The following is a 16,921-nucleotide window of genomic DNA, read 5'->3' on the forward strand; positions in this document are numbered from 1 at the left end:
GTTCAAAAACATTCATGATATTTCCATGACTATTTTGTAATCTACTTGTCATTAATCCGTTTGAATGTGTTTGTTATAGTATCCACACAATGATTCATGAGGCTAGACATTATTGTTTCATTGTTTTATTTCCTTTCATCCATTCCTTGCAATTTAATGCAGCCCTAGTTTATCTAGGGTTTTTTTTTGCTTATAAATCACGATAAGCTCGAATTAATCTCTGAAACAATAAATGATTGACTTTAAAATCTCGGCATTCTAACAAAAATAACTGAATCTGAATATCAAATTCAGTTATTTTTATGCAAAACTACGCCTGTTTCGATGTGTTCTGTATAAGGAAACTGATCAAACAGAGCAAAATGTTTAATCGAGTGCGTTTCTGTCAGTTGCTGTAAATTTTCACGCAATGTATAAGGGTTACAAGAAATATAAATAATGGTTTTATAACTTTTTAAATTATTTAATGTTTCTATGTCTAATCCTGCACGAGGAGGATCAACAAGTACCGTATCACACTGATAGTCATCTAAATTAATTCCTTTCAATCGATTAAATTCTCGTTCTTTTCTTATAGCTGACGTAAACTCTTCAGCCGATAATCGAGCAATAATCAGATTATTAATATGATTGACCGCAATATTATGTTGTGCCGAATAGACCGAAGCTTTGGCAATTTCAGTGGCTAATACCTTTCGGAAATTTCGAGCCAACGCAATTGAAAAATTACCATTTCCACAATAAAATTCTAGCAGATCACCGGATAAACCTTGGGTGACCGAAGTAGCCCACTCAAGCATTTTAATATTGACGGCTGCATTAGGCTGCGTAAAACTATTTTCAACTTGCCGATAAATCAAATTGTTACCCATAACCGGTAAAACTTCATCAACATAATCAACATCAATAACAATTTTTTGATTACTTGCTCGACCGATAATATGGCAGTTAACACCTTGTTCGGCTAACTGTTGCTTTAATTTTTCAGCTTCTACCCGCCATTCATCGGATAATTTTTTATGATATAAAAGTGTAATAAGCAGTTCACCACTTAATGTCGAAAAATAATCGATTTGAAAAAGCATATGGCGAAGCAAATAATTAGGTTTTAAAAGTGGAATAATTTTTTGCATAGCATCATTAACAAGTGCTGTTGCAATCGGGAAAGTTTCTACTTTTATTCGCTTTTTTGTATTTTTATTGTACATGATATGATAAAGGTCATCTTTATCATGCCATATTCTAAATTCTGCACGCATACGATAATGACTGATTGGAGACGAATAAACGGTTAAATCAGGTAGTGAAAAATGTGATAAAAGCGCTTTTAAATTCGTGACTTTATTTTCAAGCTGTTGTTGATATTTTTCGTTAGAGAAACATTCTGCCATTTTAATTATCAGATTATTAAAAAGTGGTTATAAAAAATTAGTCAATTTGATTTAATGCTATAGACTAAACAGAGATATAAAAATTGATTTTCGCTTAGTATATCACAAAGATTTTAGCCCCATTATTTTATCTATGTTATCATAAACCACTATCAATGGTAAGCCTGATACCACCCAACGTTAACTTTAAGTCACTTGTCATCAAATTTGCATCATGAAATTCAATTTATGCAGTTGGTCAGAATTGACGTTTTTTCTTAATGAATATTACATTCACTTAAATAAGTTATTTTCATTCATTGACATTAATTATCTGGGGATTTACTAAAATTAGCGCATTAAGCTTTCATTTGGTTGAAATGTTGGTATCACCATAGACAATCATTGGTGTGATAATATTGTAGTTATATTGATTGCCGTTATAATGTGTTTTAAATTTCTCGTTATAAAGGTCATTATGACAACGCAAACTTTTTCCGATTTACAAATAGATGATGTATTAATTAACAATCTTAAAGCCCAAAATATTATTACCCCTACCGTAATTCAAGCACAAACGATCCCTGTAGCTTTAGATGGCAAAGATATCTTAGGATCGGCACCAACTGGTACCGGTAAAACACTTGCTTTTTTAATCCCAGCGGTACAACATCTTTTAGACTTTCCGCGTCGAAAACCGGGGCCACCAAGAATTTTAATTTTAACGCCAACGCGTGAGCTTGCAATGCAAATTGCAGAACAGGCAAAAAACTTAACGCAATCAACGCATCTGAGTATTGCGACAATTACTGGTGGTGTCGCTTATATGAATCATGCAGAAGTATTTAGTAGAAACCAGGACATTGTCATTGCCACAACCGGACGACTATTGCAGTATATTAAAGAAGAAAACTTCGACTGCCGAGCGGTGGAAATGTTGATATTAGATGAAGCCGATCGCATGTTAGACATGGGCTTTTCACAAGATGTGGAAACAATTTCTGCCGAAACCCGTTGGCGCAAACAAACCTTACTTTTTTCAGCGACACTGGAAGGTGAAGGTTTATTCAATTTTGCCAGTCGAATTCTCGATCAGCCTGTTGAAATTAATGCGACTCCGTCCCGTAAAGAGCGTAAAAAAATCATCCAATTTTATTATCGTGCTGATGATCTCAATCATAAAGTTGCTTTATTAACCCATCTTCTCAAGCAAGATGAATTTCAAAAAACAATTGTATTTGTTCGAAAACGTGAACGGGTACACGAACTGGTAACTTGGTTACATCAAGCAGGTATAAAAAGTTGTTATTTAGAAGGCGAAATGGTACAAGCAAAACGCAATGAAGCAATAAAAAGAATCAGTAACAACACCGTAAACGTCTTAGTGGCTACTGATGTGGCTGCTCGGGGAATCGATATTGATGATGTTACGCACGTGATCAATTTTGATGCGCCAAAAACAGCAGATGTTTATCTACACCGTATTGGTCGTACAGCAAGAGCAGGTAAAAAAGGTACGGCTATCATGTTAGTTGAAGCGCATGACAATGATCTATTACTGAAAATTGAACGCTATATTCAAGAACCCATAAAATTGAGAACGATTGAAGGATTACGTCCTAAAACTAAAGCACCAAAACCGACTAGCAAGAAAAAACCGTCAAATAAATCAAAATTGAAGCGGGGTGCAAAAAAACAGGATGACACAGCAAAGAAAAAAGTTAAAGTCCGTTTACGTGACACCAAAAATAAAGGTAAACCCAAACACAAATTGAGCGAATCGACTAATTCAAAAGTTTGACATAGTCAGAGCTTATGAAAGCGATTGTTAATAACAACTTGGACAATTTTTATCAGTTGCTATAATACATTCCATCAAGGTTTACAATATTTTTGGTTTTATACAAGGAGAAACACATGACATTAGTCACGCGAAAAGCACCTGATTTTACTTCATCAGCAGTTTTAGGTTCTGGTGAAATTGTAAATAACTTTAATTTAGCTCAGCATATTCAAGGTAAATATGCCGTTGTATTCTTTTGGCCAATGGATTTTACTTTTGTTTGTCCATCAGAAATTATTGCTTTCGATCATCGTCTTGAAGAATTCAAAAAACGTGGTGTTGAAGTTATTGGTGTTTCAATGGACTCAGAATATGTTCATAACGCATGGCGAAACACTCCGCAAGATAAAGGTGGAATTGGCGAAGTTAAATTCCCAATTGTTGCCGATATCAAGCACACTATTATGCAAGCTTATGGTGTTGAACATCCTGAAGCAGGTGTAGCGCTTCGTGCATCATTCTTTATTGATAAAAATGGAATTGTTCGTCACGAGACTATCAATGATTTACCTATTGGGCGTAATATTGATGAAATGATCCGTATTGTTGATGCTTTCCAATTCCATGAAGAACACGGTGAAGTTTGCCCTGCACAATGGACTAAAGGTAAACAAGGTATGCAAGGCAATCCTAATGGTGTTGCAAGCTACTTAAAACAACACGCTAACGAACTTTAATATTCTACTCTATACTGAATAACTTATTGAAAAGATTAACTTTCAATTCAAGTTACTTTGTTAAACCGGAGATGTTCTCCGGTTTTTTTTATTCTTAATTGTTTTCTTAATTCCCTTTTTACTTTGAATAAATTCATTCAATAGTTTTGTGTACATTAACTAGAAGATGAAAAGATTGAAATGAATGTCTATTTAGATAAATTCTGTGACTTGAAACGGATCTTTTATCAATAAAAATACTTTATCAAATTGAGTTATCCAGTTGAAAATAGTTTGCGAACGATTAAAAACAATAATGGAAAATAATTTAACACTTCGTTTTACATTGTCATATGCAGTCCAACCACGCCAACAATAATAATGACCAATCCCAATAAACGCGGTAAATTTTTAGGCTCATTGAATAAAAACATATTGGCAAATACTGCTCCGGATGTGCCAAGTCCAACCCATACGGGGTAAACAATACTCAGTTCAAGATAATGAAGGGAGAAATAAAAAAGAACAAAAGAAACAAAAAATCCGCCCCAATATAAAACTAATCTTATTATTTTTTTTTGTTCAGCATAGAGCTTCAATCCTATTGCCCCTATCACTTCAAAAAATGATGCTGTTAATATTAAAAGCCATCCCATAATAAAATCCTCAATCTGATCTTTGTCGATTAACTATCTGTACGTTTAAGTTGCACAACGCCAATTATGATTAATGCTACAAAAAAGAGTTGCATCATTTTGATTTCTTTACCAAAAAGCACCATATCAATAATCGTTGCCCCAACGGCACCAACGCCGGAAAATATGGCATAAACAGTGCCTGTTGGAATGGTCTTACAGGCATTAGTTAAAAATGTAAAATCGACAATAATTAATGTGATAATAATCATCCAATGCCAATACTCCGTTGCAACACTAAATCCTAAAATCCAACATAATTCAAAAAAGCAGGTCAATATAACAAATCCCCACTCTTTATTAATGCTAAACATAGCTACCTCGCTGCTATCATTTTATTTATTGCTTGATTTTGCTTTTTCTACCGATGTTTATATCGTTGAAAAATAAGATGGTTCGCAAACATGAAGGTTTGCCACCGAAAGATCAACATGTTAATGCAGAAAAACTACGTGGTTTAAGATTAAACTAACTTAAGTCGCACTAAAACATTTTGATATATCATTACTAGTTTACTTAGCTTATTCTTATTCAATTCTATAATGAAGATACAAAATTGGCAAGGCTAACCCTGATTATTCGCTATATTTCAGTGTTTCATTAAAAAATTGAAGATAAGTTGATTGAAACGGTTTAAACAGATATGAATAAATGTTTAAGCACACAATTACACGTAAATTTACTTCCCTATATAAAAGGAAGTAAACTTCTAACGTAATGATTATAAAGACTGTAAATAGTTTGCTATATCTTCTATTGTCACCACAGGCAATTGATGCTTTTTAGCGAACTCAATCACTTGGGGCGCTCTTGCCATTGAACCATCATCATTCGTTACTTCGCAAATCACAGCGGCAGGTTTCAATCCAGCTAGCTTGACCAGATCAACCGATGCTTCGGTGTGTCCTCGACGAGCAAGTACTCCACCTTCTTTTGCTACCAGTGGAAAAACATGACCAGGATGATTTAAGTCACTGGGTTTAGCTTCATCGGCTACGGCAGCTTTAATCGTGGTAACGCGATCTGCCGCTGATACGCCAGTTGACACACCCTTTGCCGCTTCAATTGAAATAGTAAAGGCAGTATGATTTTTACTGGTATTGTTTGCCACCATCATGGGAAGATTCAATTTTTCACATTGTTCTTTTGGCATACATAAGCAAACGATTCCACTTCCATAACGAATTGTCAGTGCCATTTGTTCTGTCGTTATGGTTTGCGCTGCCCAAATAATATCACCTTCATTTTCCCGATCTTCATCATCTAAAACTAACACGCCTTGCCCTGCTTGAATCGATGCAATCGCTTTTTTGACACGTTCTGATGGGGTTCCAAATTCATTTAAATTAAACTGATTCATGGTAAATACCTAGGTCCTTTTTTAATATATTTATTATTTTTCTAAATTATCTTGGTATTCCAAAGTAATACTCATCAATCGTATTTTATGCATTTCCAAGCTAATTTAATTAAAAATAAACTTAATACCAGAATCAGGGCTGTGCTTGACCATAGTGATATTGCTAAAAAGTAAACTATGCAACTTAATAGCAAATTAAGAAAAGATAAGCAACTCTCTTTTATCCAGACTTTCACTGTCGGCTTTGGAATTTCACCAAATCTGCTAGACCTTAATACCTATTAATCATCTTCAAATTCACTTCAAATCATTTTGCACAACAATGAAATTGATTTTAGCTATTTGAAATATTGACTGACTAAAATATTAAGCGCTCGTGGGCTATACCACCGGTGGGGACTTGCACCCCGCCCTGAGAATTTTGTTAGTAAACTAACACTCAACACTATAATATAAATCTAGTAAAAAGACACGGATATTTTGAAAGGAAAATATTGCCGCATTGTGCGGCAATATTCAGTTTTAAAAAGATTTAATGCAGGCGAGTTTCACGCAATCGACGACGTTCAGATTTACGCATCCATAACCACGAAATAAATCCAATGATGCCAACAATTAACAAAATAATTGTGGCAAGTGCATTAACTTGAGGATCCACACCTAAGCGAACTTTGGAGAAGATCAGTTTAGGTAATGTCATCGCACCTGGGCCGGTCACAAAATTAGCAATAACCACATCGTCAAGTGATAATGTGAATGCAAGCAACCACCCTGACACTAATGCCGGCGCAATCATTGGTAAAGTAATCACGAAAAAGACTTTTAATGGATTTGCGCCTAAATCTAATGCAGCTTCTTCAATGGATTTATCCAACTCTCGTAACCGTGCGCTAATAACGACGGTGACATAAGCTGTACAAAATGTAGTATGAGCCATCCAAATCGTGATCGCCCCCCGATCTTTTGGCCAACCCAGTACCTGCCCCATTCCTACAAAGAGCAATAGCAAAGCTAAACCCGTTATTACATCAGGCATAACCAAAGGTGCTGTTGTCATAAAAGAAAACAGATTTGACCCACGAAAACGCCTAAAACGGATAATGGCAAAAGCAGCTAACGTACCAAGTACAATCGCAAATGTTGCTGCACAAGCTGCGATAGTTAAACTTAAACCAACCGCCTTGAGTAAAGTTTGATTATGAATCAATTCAACGTACCATTTGGTTGAAAATTCTGCCCAAACAGTCACCAAACGTGAACTATTAAATGAATAAACAATCAAAATAATCATTGGGATATATAAAAAAGAGAATACCGCCAATAATATAAGCCCTTTTAAACATCGGCAAGCTAACGCTAATGTAATAATTAACGTGACAATCAGACTAAAAACAAAACAGCCCACGTAAACACTGCCATTTGTAATAAGTTCAAATCCCGATGATGAAATTAAAAGCGTTAATATAAATGAACCGATCAACAATGACACAAAGACAATCAAAGCTGAACGTAGGATAATTGGTAAATTGTTCATCTATTTACCTCCCATTTGTCGATTTTGGAATTTGTTGAAATAATAAATCGGCACAATCAATATTAACAACATCACCGATGCAACCGCTGAAGCAGCAGGCCAATCATGATTATTAAAGAATTCTGTCCATAACTGAGTACCTATCATGATTCCTTCTGACGGCCCCAATAATTCAGGAATAACATATTCACCAACGGCAGGAATAAACACTAACATTCCCCCTGCAATTACTCCATTTTTTGTCAATGGTACAATGATTTGAAAGAAGGTTTTAATCGGTTTACAGCCTAAATCTAACGACGCTTCAATTAGCGTTGAATCAACTTTGATTAACGATGTATAAATCGGTAAAACGACAAAAGGCAAATAAGAATACACAATTCCTATATACACAGCGAAATAGGTTTTCATAATGATTAACGGCTGATCGATAACGCCTAACCACATTAAAAAATGATTCAAAAGCCCATTAGGATTTAAAATACCTATCCACGCATAAACACGAATCAAAAAGGATGTCCATGACGGTAAAATAATTAGTAAAAGCAAAATATTTCGCGTTGACGGTTTACATTGCGAAATAGCCCAAGCTAGTGGGTAACCAATTAAAATACATAATAAAGTTGATATTGCCGCAATTTTTAATGATTGCAAATAAGAATCAAAATAGATGGTATCACTCAATAAATTGAGATAATTACCAAAATTTAAGGTTATATTGAGCAATCCATCGTCAAAGCTAAATAAATCCGTATATGGCGGAACAGCGGATGCTATTTCGGAAAAACTGATTCTAAAAACAATTAAAAATGGTAATAAAAACAGTAGCAGCATCCATAAATAAGGAATAGCAATGACTGTTAAACGACCATAAAGCGTCATCAAATCTGTATCATCAGGCTGTTTTTTAATTTTCTTAATTGCAAAATAAATAGCAACTAAACCAGCAGGTATAAATAGAATACTGCCAGCAATAATCATTCGATAAGCAAGTCTAGAAGGCTTGTAATTTGCTAAAAACAAACCAAAACATGACATTAAAAAACTTAATACTAATGCAGTAAATAGCGCATCTAAAAATAAGTTATCAAATGCATCTGTGGTGACAAAACGCCAATAAACACAGAGCAAGACAAATGCATTTAATACTACACTCCAAAAAATGGAACGCATCGTTATATCCTCTTTTGTTTATTCGGTAAGTACCACACAGCTATCAACTTCCCAACTTAGGTTAACTATATCACCCCAAGTAGGCATTCCTTTTCGATAACGGTGCTCATTTTGTAGTTGTGCAATGATAATTTGCCCACTTGATAACTTAACATGATATATTGATAAATCACCTAAATAGGCAATTTCAACTACTTCACCTGTTGCAACGTTATAGCCGTCTTCTGGAATGTCGTCACATAATTTGATTTTTTCCGGACGAAGCGCAACTTGAATTGGCACACCTTCAACCGCTGGTGAATCATAATCAACTTTTATTGGATGTTTTATCATTGGACAGCTAATAATCAATCCGTCTTCAAGTGTTTCTTGTAAAATGCCATCAAACACATTTACCGATCCAATAAACTCAGCACTATAACGACTGTTTGGATGTTCATAAATTTCTTCAGGCTCACCAATTTGAACAAATTGACCTTTATTCATAATGGCAATACGACCAGCCATGGTCATGGCTTCTTCTTGATCATGGGTAACCATAACACAAGTTGCCCCTACTTGTTCTAAAATACTGACAACTTCAAGTTGCATACGATCACGCAGTTGCTTATCTAACGCTCCCATCGGTTCGTCAAGAAGCAATAATTTTGGACGTTTTGCTAAACTACGTGCTAACGCTACGCGTTGTCTTTGACCACCAGATAATTGATGTGGCTTACGTTTTCCAAATTGTTCCATATGCACAAGCGCAAGCATTTCTTCAACACGGTGTTTGATCTCTTTATTGTCTAATCTATCTTGCTTTAAACCAAAAGCAATATTTTGCTCAACCGTCATGTGAGGAAAGAGAGCATACGATTGAAACATCATATTGATTGGACGATTATAAGGCGGAACTTGCGATAAATCTTTACCATCTAAAATAATTTGCCCAGATGTTGGTTGCTCAAATCCTGCTAACATCCGTAATAGGGTCGATTTACCACTACCTGAAGCACCAAGCAAAGCAAAAATTTCACCAGTGTAGATAGTGAGATTAATATCATCAACAGCATAATAATCATCATTAAACACTTTGGTTAAATTTTTGATCTCCAATAATGGCGTAACCATCTTTTTTTTAGGCTGAACCTGAATTGTTGTTTTATTATTCACTCTTTTTTCCTCATAACAACAAGCCATAAAAAACGAAACGGAAAGATTAAATCAATCTCTCCGTCTATAATAAATAACACTTAATAATCAATTATTTGTTAAAACTTTATCGACCAGTTTTAAGTTTTGTCCACGTACGAGTAATCACGCGTTCAAGTTTAGGTTCTTTAACTTTTAATGTAAACAATTTTTCCATGACTTCAGGTGATGGATAAACCGCAGGATCGTTTTTAATTTCCGGTTTAACAAAATTGTCATTTGCGACTTTATTGGCACTTGCAAAATTAACATCATTAGTCACTTGCGCAGCGATTTCTGGCTTCATGATAAAGTTTAAAAATTCATGGGCTTCATCAACATTAGCCGCATCTTTTGGAATCGCAAAAGTATCAAAAAAGACTAATGCCCCTTCTTTAGGTATTTGATAACCGATATGGACACCATTTTTAGCCTCATTTGCGCGATCTCGTGCTTGTAAAATATCGCCAGACCAACCTAAAATGACACAAATATCACCATTAGCAAGGTCGGTTATATATTGAGATGAATGAAAATAACGAATATTCGGTCTTACTTTTGCTAAAAGATCATAAGCCGCACCAGTATAATCTTTGGCATCAGTGCTATTAGGATCTTTACCTAAATATTGTAACGCACTGGCAAAAATTTCAGTAGGCGCATCTAAAAATGCAACACCACAATCTTTAAGTTTTTCCATGTTTTCAGGTTTAAAGACTAAATCCCAACTATTAACTGGGGCATCTTCACCTAAACGCTCTTTGACTTTATCGATATTATAACCGATACCCGTTGTCATCCAGACATAAGGAATAGCATAAGTATTATCTGGGTCATGGGTCGCCATTAGTTTCATTAAGTTAGGATCAAGATTTTTCCAATTCGGTAATTTACTTTTATCTAATGGAAGATAAATACCTGACTTAATCTGTCTTGCTAAAAAGCTATCAGAAGGTGAAACAACATCAAAGCCGGAATGCCCCGCCATGAGTTTTCCTTCAAGTGCTTCATTAGAGTCATAAACATCATAAACAAGTTTAATACCTGTTGATTTTTCAAAATCATTAATGGTTTCATGACCAATTTGACCTGCCCAATTATAAAAATGTACGACACGATCTTTAGCAATAGCAGATTGAGATAACGCTAGTGTGACACCAGCAAGAATTGAAAGAATTGTTTTACGTTGAGTAAACATGCTCACCACTTCTCCTCTAGTAATAGGGATATTACATGTTAAACACAAGCCCACTGAATCAAAACAATGGACCCCCAAATTTTACCAAAAACCTGTTGAAAACACACAGTCTGGCGAAACCGAGGTAAGCAAGCAAATTATTTATTATTATATTGATAAAAATAAATGGTTAGCTTTGCATTACGTGGCATAAAATACCTTTTTTTTCAAAGAAGTCTACATAAAATGTAAAATAACTTAAGATTTGAGATTGAGTGACGATATTTTGTTCACTCAACCCTTTTTAACGATACTAAAAATAGATAACGCCAATAGCGTCCTTTCCAATTTTATTCAGCTATGGCTGGTAGAATTTTTGCATCAGGTTGCCAAACACGATACTTAATTTGGAAATCATTTGGTGCATAAATGACAATTGGTAAGCGACTATTATAGTCTAACCAACCCAAATTATGATGAAGAGTAACAAACTGATTTTTATTAGAACCTGTCGGGCAAGCCATCATGGTTGATAGAACACCGTTACCGGCTTCTACAACATAATAAGAATAACCCCAACCTTTTAATTCTTCCTCTTTAACTGTCCCTGCCAAACGTTGAGAATTACAATCAACATTCATTTCTTTGCCAATTAGTAATTCAATACGAGCATTATTCTCATCAGGCAATGCAGGTAGATTTATTGCAAAACGGGTGTAACCAGCTTTCGCTTCAGGATAAGGTGCAATGTCATTCACATTTTGCACTGTTTCTGGCAATTTAGTTTTTTCAGCACAAGCAAATAAAGATACGCCCATTAAGGCTACCAATATTATTTTTTTCATTTTTTTGTCTCCTGTAAAAATAGGTTCATTAATATTGCATGATATGCTTTTTAAATGATAATGCGTATAATAGCATTATATTTACTATTTACTATGGTTATAAAATGCCTAAAGAAAAAAATACTAATGATTTATTAAAATTAATTCTTAATCTGCTATTAATTGGATTATTTATCATCATTACTTATCGGATTGTTGAACCTTTTTTGTTTGGATTCTTCTGGGCGGTCATGGTCGTGATTGCAACTTGGCCACTTATGATCAAAATTCAAAACAAACTTTTCCATAAACGCTGGTTATCTTTGTTGGTTATGGCATTAATTTTAGCCTTTGTTTGTGTCATTCCTTTTCTTCTCATTATTAGTAGTGTAGCACAAAATGGACACTATCTGATTGAATGGGCAAAATCACTATCTCATCACGAGTTACCCACTCTTGATTGGCTAAATAGCATTCCTATGTTTGGTGAGGAATTACATCAAAAATGGTTAGAGCTGATCAAAACCGATGGTTCAGATTTAATGAGCAATGTTCAACCCTATATTGGCACTATGATTAAGTGGTTGATCGAGCAAGTAACTAATTTAGGTATTTTCATTTTCCATGCTGGTGTCATGATTATTTTTAGCCTTTTACTTTTCTTAAAAGGTGAAAGTATTACCAAATATGTTTATGTATTTGCTAATCGACTCTCTAAACAATATGGCGAAACAACCGTCACCTTAGCAGGCCAATCAATTCGTGCAGTCGCATTAGGCGTAGTGGTAACCGCCATTACTTTAGCTTTAATTGGTGGTTTAAGCTTTGTGTTAACGAATATGCCGTTAGCGGGTCTATTAACTCTAGTACTATTTATTTGTTGTGTTGCCCAAATTGGGCCAGTTGTCGTCATGCTAGGTTGTATAATTTGGCAATTTTGGAGTGGTCATACGGCTTCAGGTATTATCTTAATTGTCGTCGCAGTAATACTGACGACACTTGATAGTGTTATGCGTGCTTATTTAATCAAAAAAGGCGCTGATTTACCTTTTTTACTTATTCTATTTGGTGTTATTGGTGGATTACTTGGATTTGGTATTATGGGATTATTCATCGGACCAGTCGTATTAGCCTTAACCTATAAAATTATTCAGACATGGGTTGATGAACAATCTTAAACAATTTATTATCATCCCGAAAATAAGATTTTATAACGTTGTGACTAAATACATTAACAAATGTTGTATAAAAAGGAGAATTATTTTCTGATATAATTCGTATTACTCAACGATATGCGTCAGTTAAAATGATATAGAAATCATGCGAATACCATTTATAAAATATAATCACCAAAAACAGCTTGATGAATTAGCAAAAATTTCTCAACATGCCGATCAATACCGTATTATATATAATCCTACAGACTATCGGCTTGCTTTGCTTGATGCAATTAAACATGCCAAGGAACGCATCTATATTGTTGCGTTATATTTAGAGCAAGATGAAGCAGGAAAAGAATTTCTTAAAGAATTATATAATGTTAAGCAACAAAATCCCAATTTAGATATAAAAATCTTTGTCGATTGGCATCGAGCACAACGCGGTAGGATTGGTGAAGACAAAAGTCAAACTAATGCAAAATATTATTACCAATTAAAACAAGAAAATCCTCAAGTTGATATTCCTATTTATGGTGTGCCTGTTAATCGCCGTGAAGTGCTGGGCGTTCTTCACCTTAAAGGGTTTATTATCGATGATACCGTGATTTATAGCGGTGCAAGTATAAATAACGTCTATTTACATAAGCTGGATAAATATCGCTACGACCGCTACCACTTTATTACCAATAAAGTACTCGCCGATAGTATGGTGAACTATATTAATGACAATTTTTTACCTTTTAGCGGATTACAACGGCTGGATGGTGAAAACCATAAAACCAGAAAACAACTAAAAGCTGAGATTAAAGCCCTTCGTCAACATTTAATGAATGCAAAATATCATTATACGGGCGATGCCGATAATCAATCCCTTTCAGTATCCCCTATTTCAGGTTTAGGCCGTAATAACTCATTAAATAGAACGATACATCACCTAATTAATGTTACTCAGCAAAAAATTATCTTTTGTACCCCTTATTTCAACTTACCTAATATTTTAGTTCGTGACATTATTCGCTTATTGCGCAAAGGTAAACAAGTAGAAATTATAATCGGTGACAAAATCGCCAATGATTTCTATATTCCAGAAGATAAACCTTTCAATATTTCAGGTGGGCTACCTTATTTATATGAAATTAACTTAAGAAAATTTATCGAGCGACTGCAACCTTTTATTGATAAAGAACAACTCATTATTCGATTATGGAAAGATGGCGAACAAACTTATCACCTTAAAGGTATTTGGGTCGATAAAAAATGGGTATTAATTACGGGTAATAATCTTAACCCAAGGGCATGGCGATTAGATCTTGAAAATGGTATTTTAATTCATGATCCTAAACAAGAATTGCAAGATCAGTTTGATAAAGAACTTGATACAATCAGAGAAAAAACCACATTGGTGACACATTTTCAACAAATTCAAGCCAGCCAGTTTTACCCACCTCACGTACATAAGTTAATTAAAAGATTAACTCGCATACGTGTTGATCGGATTATAAAACGCTTATTATAAAACGAAAATAAATGATAAGCTGTTAGTAAATCGTCAACTAAAATAAGCTATAGAGAATAAAATTGACTAGTTATTAAAGATAATAACAACTGTTCTTAGTCAAATTTAATCTCTATAGCTTTAAAAATTTAACGAAATAATATTTATTCAGGGCTATTTTTTTGCAAACTTAAAACCGTTCGGCCATTTGAAGCACTAATTGCAAAAATATCAATCGCTCTAAGCACAATGCGCCTAGAAAGCAATGACAATAACAAAGGGATTATTGCCTAAACCAACCAATAAAATATCAGCCTTAGTAGATTATTTTAAGGTATCTTTTATAACCCGATTTGAATAAAAGCTTGCTTAAGTTGTCGACTTTCAACATAAGCCGGTGCATAAAATGCTTCAATCGTGGTGTTAAATTTTCTGACTAAACTTCAACTATTTTAATCAGCATCCATTAATACATTATACATTTGAATTGATGACTATTATTATATTGATAACAAAAAATAATTAAAATACACCAAACAAAGTGATGACAAATAAGTTAAGATAGAACATGACAAATTGTTATATTTTTCAGTAAAAAATTTTTTACAGTTGCTATATTTAATAGATAGGTTTATATATGTACTTGACCCCAGCAGGAATCGAACCTGCAACTAGCCCTTAGGAGGGGCTCGTTATATCCATTTAACTATGAGGTCATCGGGGGCGCCCATTTTAATAAATTTAAAAAAATAATACCATTTAAATAATGAAAAATTTTGTATTATGTGTAAACATGATACAATTAAAAAATCAATAATCTGAATTTTGTTTAGTTGAAAATCCTATGAAAAAAAGAATAATTGGCATGCTGTTCTCTGTTATGGCACTAACAAGTTGCGCTTCATATGATCCTGAAAGCAATTCATACAGTGATCCTTTATCTGGATTCAATAAAGCAATGTTTAATGTTAACTATTATGCATTAGATCCGTATGTTTTGCGTCCAGCTGCTGTCGTTTGGAAAGATTATGTACCAACACCACTTCGTAAAGGTGTCGTGAACTTTTCTTCTAACCTTTCTGAACCTGCTTCGATGGTGAATAATCTTTTACAAGGAAATGTCCACCAAGCCGGAAAACACTTAGCACGATTCTTTTTAAACACTGTTTTTGGTGTTGCAGGATTATTTGATGTTGCCAGTTTAGCTGACCCACAATTACAAAAAGGCAATAGGCATACTTTTGGTGATGTGCTTGGTCACTATGACGTACCGTATGGTCCATATGTGGTTTTACCTTTCTATGGTTCAGCAACGCTTAGAGAGGAAGGCGGTGCCTTAGTTGATACGCTTTATCCACCTTTAGCTTGGTTAAATTGGAAATGGGCATTAGTACGAGGCGTGTTCGACGGTATTGAGGCTCGTGCGATGGCGATTGAATACGAAGATCTGATTAAAAACAGTGACGATCCTTATAACTTTATGCGTAATGCTTATTTCCAACGAAATGATTTTATTGCTTCTGGTGGTAAAGTCGATGAAAAGAAACAGCAACAACGTGAAGAAAGCATCAATAGTTTTATTAATGATATCGATTCACAATAACTTGTTTTATCATGATTTATAGATAAAAAAAACCGCTGCTTCAATAGCGGTTTTTTATTTGCCTTTCATTTCAGGTAAATTGTGCCAAAACCGTTTTGGCATCTGTTGACGTTGTAATTTAGGATTTTCTCTTTCTTTGATAGATAAAGCATTAAAGTAACGATGCCATAGGGTTTGAAATAGTTGTTCATCTTTCGTTAAAAACCGTTGATTGACTTTGTTATCTACGATCAACTCCTCATGATCAACAAGTGAAATTTTTTCAAGTTTGTCGAGATCATAAAAGTAGCCATATTTACGTTTTTCATCATAAATCGCCCATTTCTGATCGGCATAACGATCTTTAAAAAAATCTAAGACTAAAGGCAATGCGTTATAGATAGGAGCAATAACCGAAAAATAGATCTTTTCATTTTGTCCGTCATTTGTGTTATCAATTGGGTTTTCAATAGTATTGAAACGAACAAATTGCATTAAATGATGCCGTTCCCGACTTACTTTTTTAGCAATGTCGTGAACAATTAGTACATCAGGATCACCAAAATCCGTTTCAATAGGATGCTTTGATTTGAAAACTTTACAGATATAACGAAAAATAATGAAATCACTTTCTGGTAATTCAGAAAGCCAAACATACTTTAATTGATTAAGCGCAACGTGAGATAACTTTTTGTTCAAAGCTACTTGAACCCGTTCATATTTACTATTACGTACTTCCACATGATGCGTATCGGATACTAACAAAGGCACAAGATCATTATGCGCCAACAAACAATCGGGCATCTTTTTTTGCTCAAACGCATCAAACACTGCGCATAGCAATCCTTCAAAACTTTTATCATATTGAAAAGCTAACAT

General features: G+C 34.4%; 14 protein-coding genes, 1 tRNA gene, 1 pseudogene and 1 riboswitch. Of the genes and pseudogenes, 5 read left to right on the plus strand and 11 right to left on the minus strand.

What is annotated here, in order from left to right; translation table 11 throughout:
* Positions 1 to 290: 290 nt before the first annotated feature.
* A complete protein-coding gene (gene trmA / locus ACGH6R_RS01400) occupies positions 291 to 1,391 on the minus strand; it encodes a tRNA (uridine(54)-C5)-methyltransferase TrmA (RefSeq protein WP_411598687.1) in 1,101 nt (366 codons plus the stop codon).
* Between the two features lie 457 nt (positions 1,392 to 1,848).
* Between trmA and srmB the strand changes: the two genes are divergently transcribed.
* Positions 1,849 to 3,171 carry an ATP-dependent RNA helicase SrmB gene (gene srmB, locus ACGH6R_RS01405; RefSeq protein WP_411598688.1) on the plus strand — a complete coding sequence of 441 codons (1,323 nt, stop codon included), beginning with the start codon at positions 1,849 to 1,851 and terminating at the stop codon, positions 3,169 to 3,171.
* Positions 3,172 to 3,287: 116 nt separating this feature from the next.
* The gene (locus ACGH6R_RS01410) at positions 3,288 to 3,890 is read left to right on the plus strand and encodes a peroxiredoxin C (RefSeq protein WP_065559446.1); all 603 of its coding nucleotides are present in this window, start codon (positions 3,288 to 3,290) and stop codon (positions 3,888 to 3,890) included.
* A 320-nt stretch (positions 3,891 to 4,210) separates the two neighbouring features.
* On the opposite strand, the gene ACGH6R_RS01415 is transcribed toward ACGH6R_RS01410, so the two are convergent.
* The 8 genes and pseudogenes from ACGH6R_RS01415 to eco form a co-directional block, all read right to left on the minus strand.
* Positions 4,211 to 4,525, minus strand: coding sequence for a DMT family transporter (locus ACGH6R_RS01415; RefSeq protein WP_267350685.1), 315 nt, complete (start codon positions 4,523 to 4,525; stop codon positions 4,211 to 4,213).
* A 29-nt stretch (positions 4,526 to 4,554) separates the two neighbouring features.
* The gene (locus ACGH6R_RS01420; RefSeq protein WP_267350683.1) at positions 4,555 to 4,878 is read right to left on the minus strand and encodes a DMT family transporter; all 324 of its coding nucleotides are present in this window, start codon (positions 4,876 to 4,878) and stop codon (positions 4,555 to 4,557) included.
* Positions 4,879 to 5,285: 407 nt separating this feature from the next.
* Entirely contained in the window at positions 5,286 to 5,924 is a 639-nt protein-coding gene (gene ribB / locus ACGH6R_RS01425; protein ID WP_411598689.1) for a 3,4-dihydroxy-2-butanone-4-phosphate synthase, read from the minus strand.
* 208 nt (positions 5,925 to 6,132) lie between these two features.
* Positions 6,133 to 6,348: riboswitch (FMN riboswitch) on the minus strand.
* A 108-nt stretch (positions 6,349 to 6,456) separates the two neighbouring features.
* Complete coding sequence (locus tag ACGH6R_RS01430) at positions 6,457 to 7,215, minus strand: ABC transporter permease subunit (protein ID WP_411596692.1); 759 nt, start codon at positions 7,213 to 7,215, stop codon at positions 6,457 to 6,459.
* Positions 7,216 to 7,458: 243 nt separating this feature from the next.
* Positions 7,459 to 8,328 (minus strand): annotated as a pseudogene (gene potH, locus ACGH6R_RS01435) (putrescine ABC transporter permease PotH); the annotation flags it as partial.
* A 321-nt stretch (positions 8,329 to 8,649) separates the two neighbouring features.
* Positions 8,650 to 9,744: a putrescine ABC transporter ATP-binding subunit PotG gene (gene potG / locus ACGH6R_RS01440; RefSeq protein WP_065559507.1), complete on the minus strand. Its 1,095-nt coding sequence runs from the start codon at positions 9,742 to 9,744 to the stop codon at positions 8,650 to 8,652.
* A 148-nt stretch (positions 9,745 to 9,892) separates the two neighbouring features.
* Positions 9,893 to 11,002, minus strand: a complete 1,110-nt coding sequence (locus ACGH6R_RS01445; protein WP_065559442.1) for an extracellular solute-binding protein — start codon at positions 11,000 to 11,002, stop codon at positions 9,893 to 9,895.
* 329 nt (positions 11,003 to 11,331) lie between these two features.
* Positions 11,332 to 11,826 (minus strand): serine protease inhibitor ecotin, encoded by a 495-nt coding sequence (gene eco / locus ACGH6R_RS01450; protein WP_411598690.1) that lies wholly within the window; start codon positions 11,824 to 11,826, stop codon positions 11,332 to 11,334.
* 104 nt (positions 11,827 to 11,930) lie between these two features.
* Here eco and ydiK point away from each other — a divergent pair, with 104 nt between their 5' ends.
* Positions 11,931 to 12,983 carry an AI-2E family transporter YdiK gene (ydiK, locus tag ACGH6R_RS01455; RefSeq protein ID WP_267350674.1) on the plus strand — a complete coding sequence of 351 codons (1,053 nt, stop codon included), beginning with the start codon at positions 11,931 to 11,933 and terminating at the stop codon, positions 12,981 to 12,983.
* Between the two features lie 142 nt (positions 12,984 to 13,125).
* Entirely contained in the window at positions 13,126 to 14,481 is a 1,356-nt protein-coding gene (gene pssA, locus ACGH6R_RS01460) for a CDP-diacylglycerol--serine O-phosphatidyltransferase (RefSeq protein ID WP_267350672.1), read from the plus strand.
* A 623-nt stretch (positions 14,482 to 15,104) separates the two neighbouring features.
* On the opposite strand, the gene ACGH6R_RS01465 is transcribed toward pssA, so the two are convergent.
* Positions 15,105 to 15,176 (minus strand) — tRNA-Arg (locus ACGH6R_RS01465).
* A gap of 128 nt (positions 15,177 to 15,304) precedes the next feature.
* Between ACGH6R_RS01465 and ACGH6R_RS01470 the strand changes: the two genes are divergently transcribed.
* The gene (locus ACGH6R_RS01470; RefSeq protein WP_411598691.1) at positions 15,305 to 16,063 is read left to right on the plus strand and encodes an MlaA family lipoprotein; all 759 of its coding nucleotides are present in this window, start codon (positions 15,305 to 15,307) and stop codon (positions 16,061 to 16,063) included.
* Between the two features lie 54 nt (positions 16,064 to 16,117).
* Here ACGH6R_RS01470 and ACGH6R_RS01475 read toward each other — a convergent pair whose 3' ends face one another.
* A complete protein-coding gene (locus ACGH6R_RS01475; protein WP_411598692.1) occupies positions 16,118 to 16,921 on the minus strand; it encodes a TIGR03915 family putative DNA repair protein in 804 nt (267 codons plus the stop codon).

The sequence above is a fragment of the Gilliamella sp. CG13 genome, from assembly GCF_046635805.1.
In the GTDB taxonomy this organism is placed as follows: Bacteria; Pseudomonadota; Gammaproteobacteria; order Enterobacterales; family Orbaceae; genus Gilliamella; species Gilliamella apicola_I.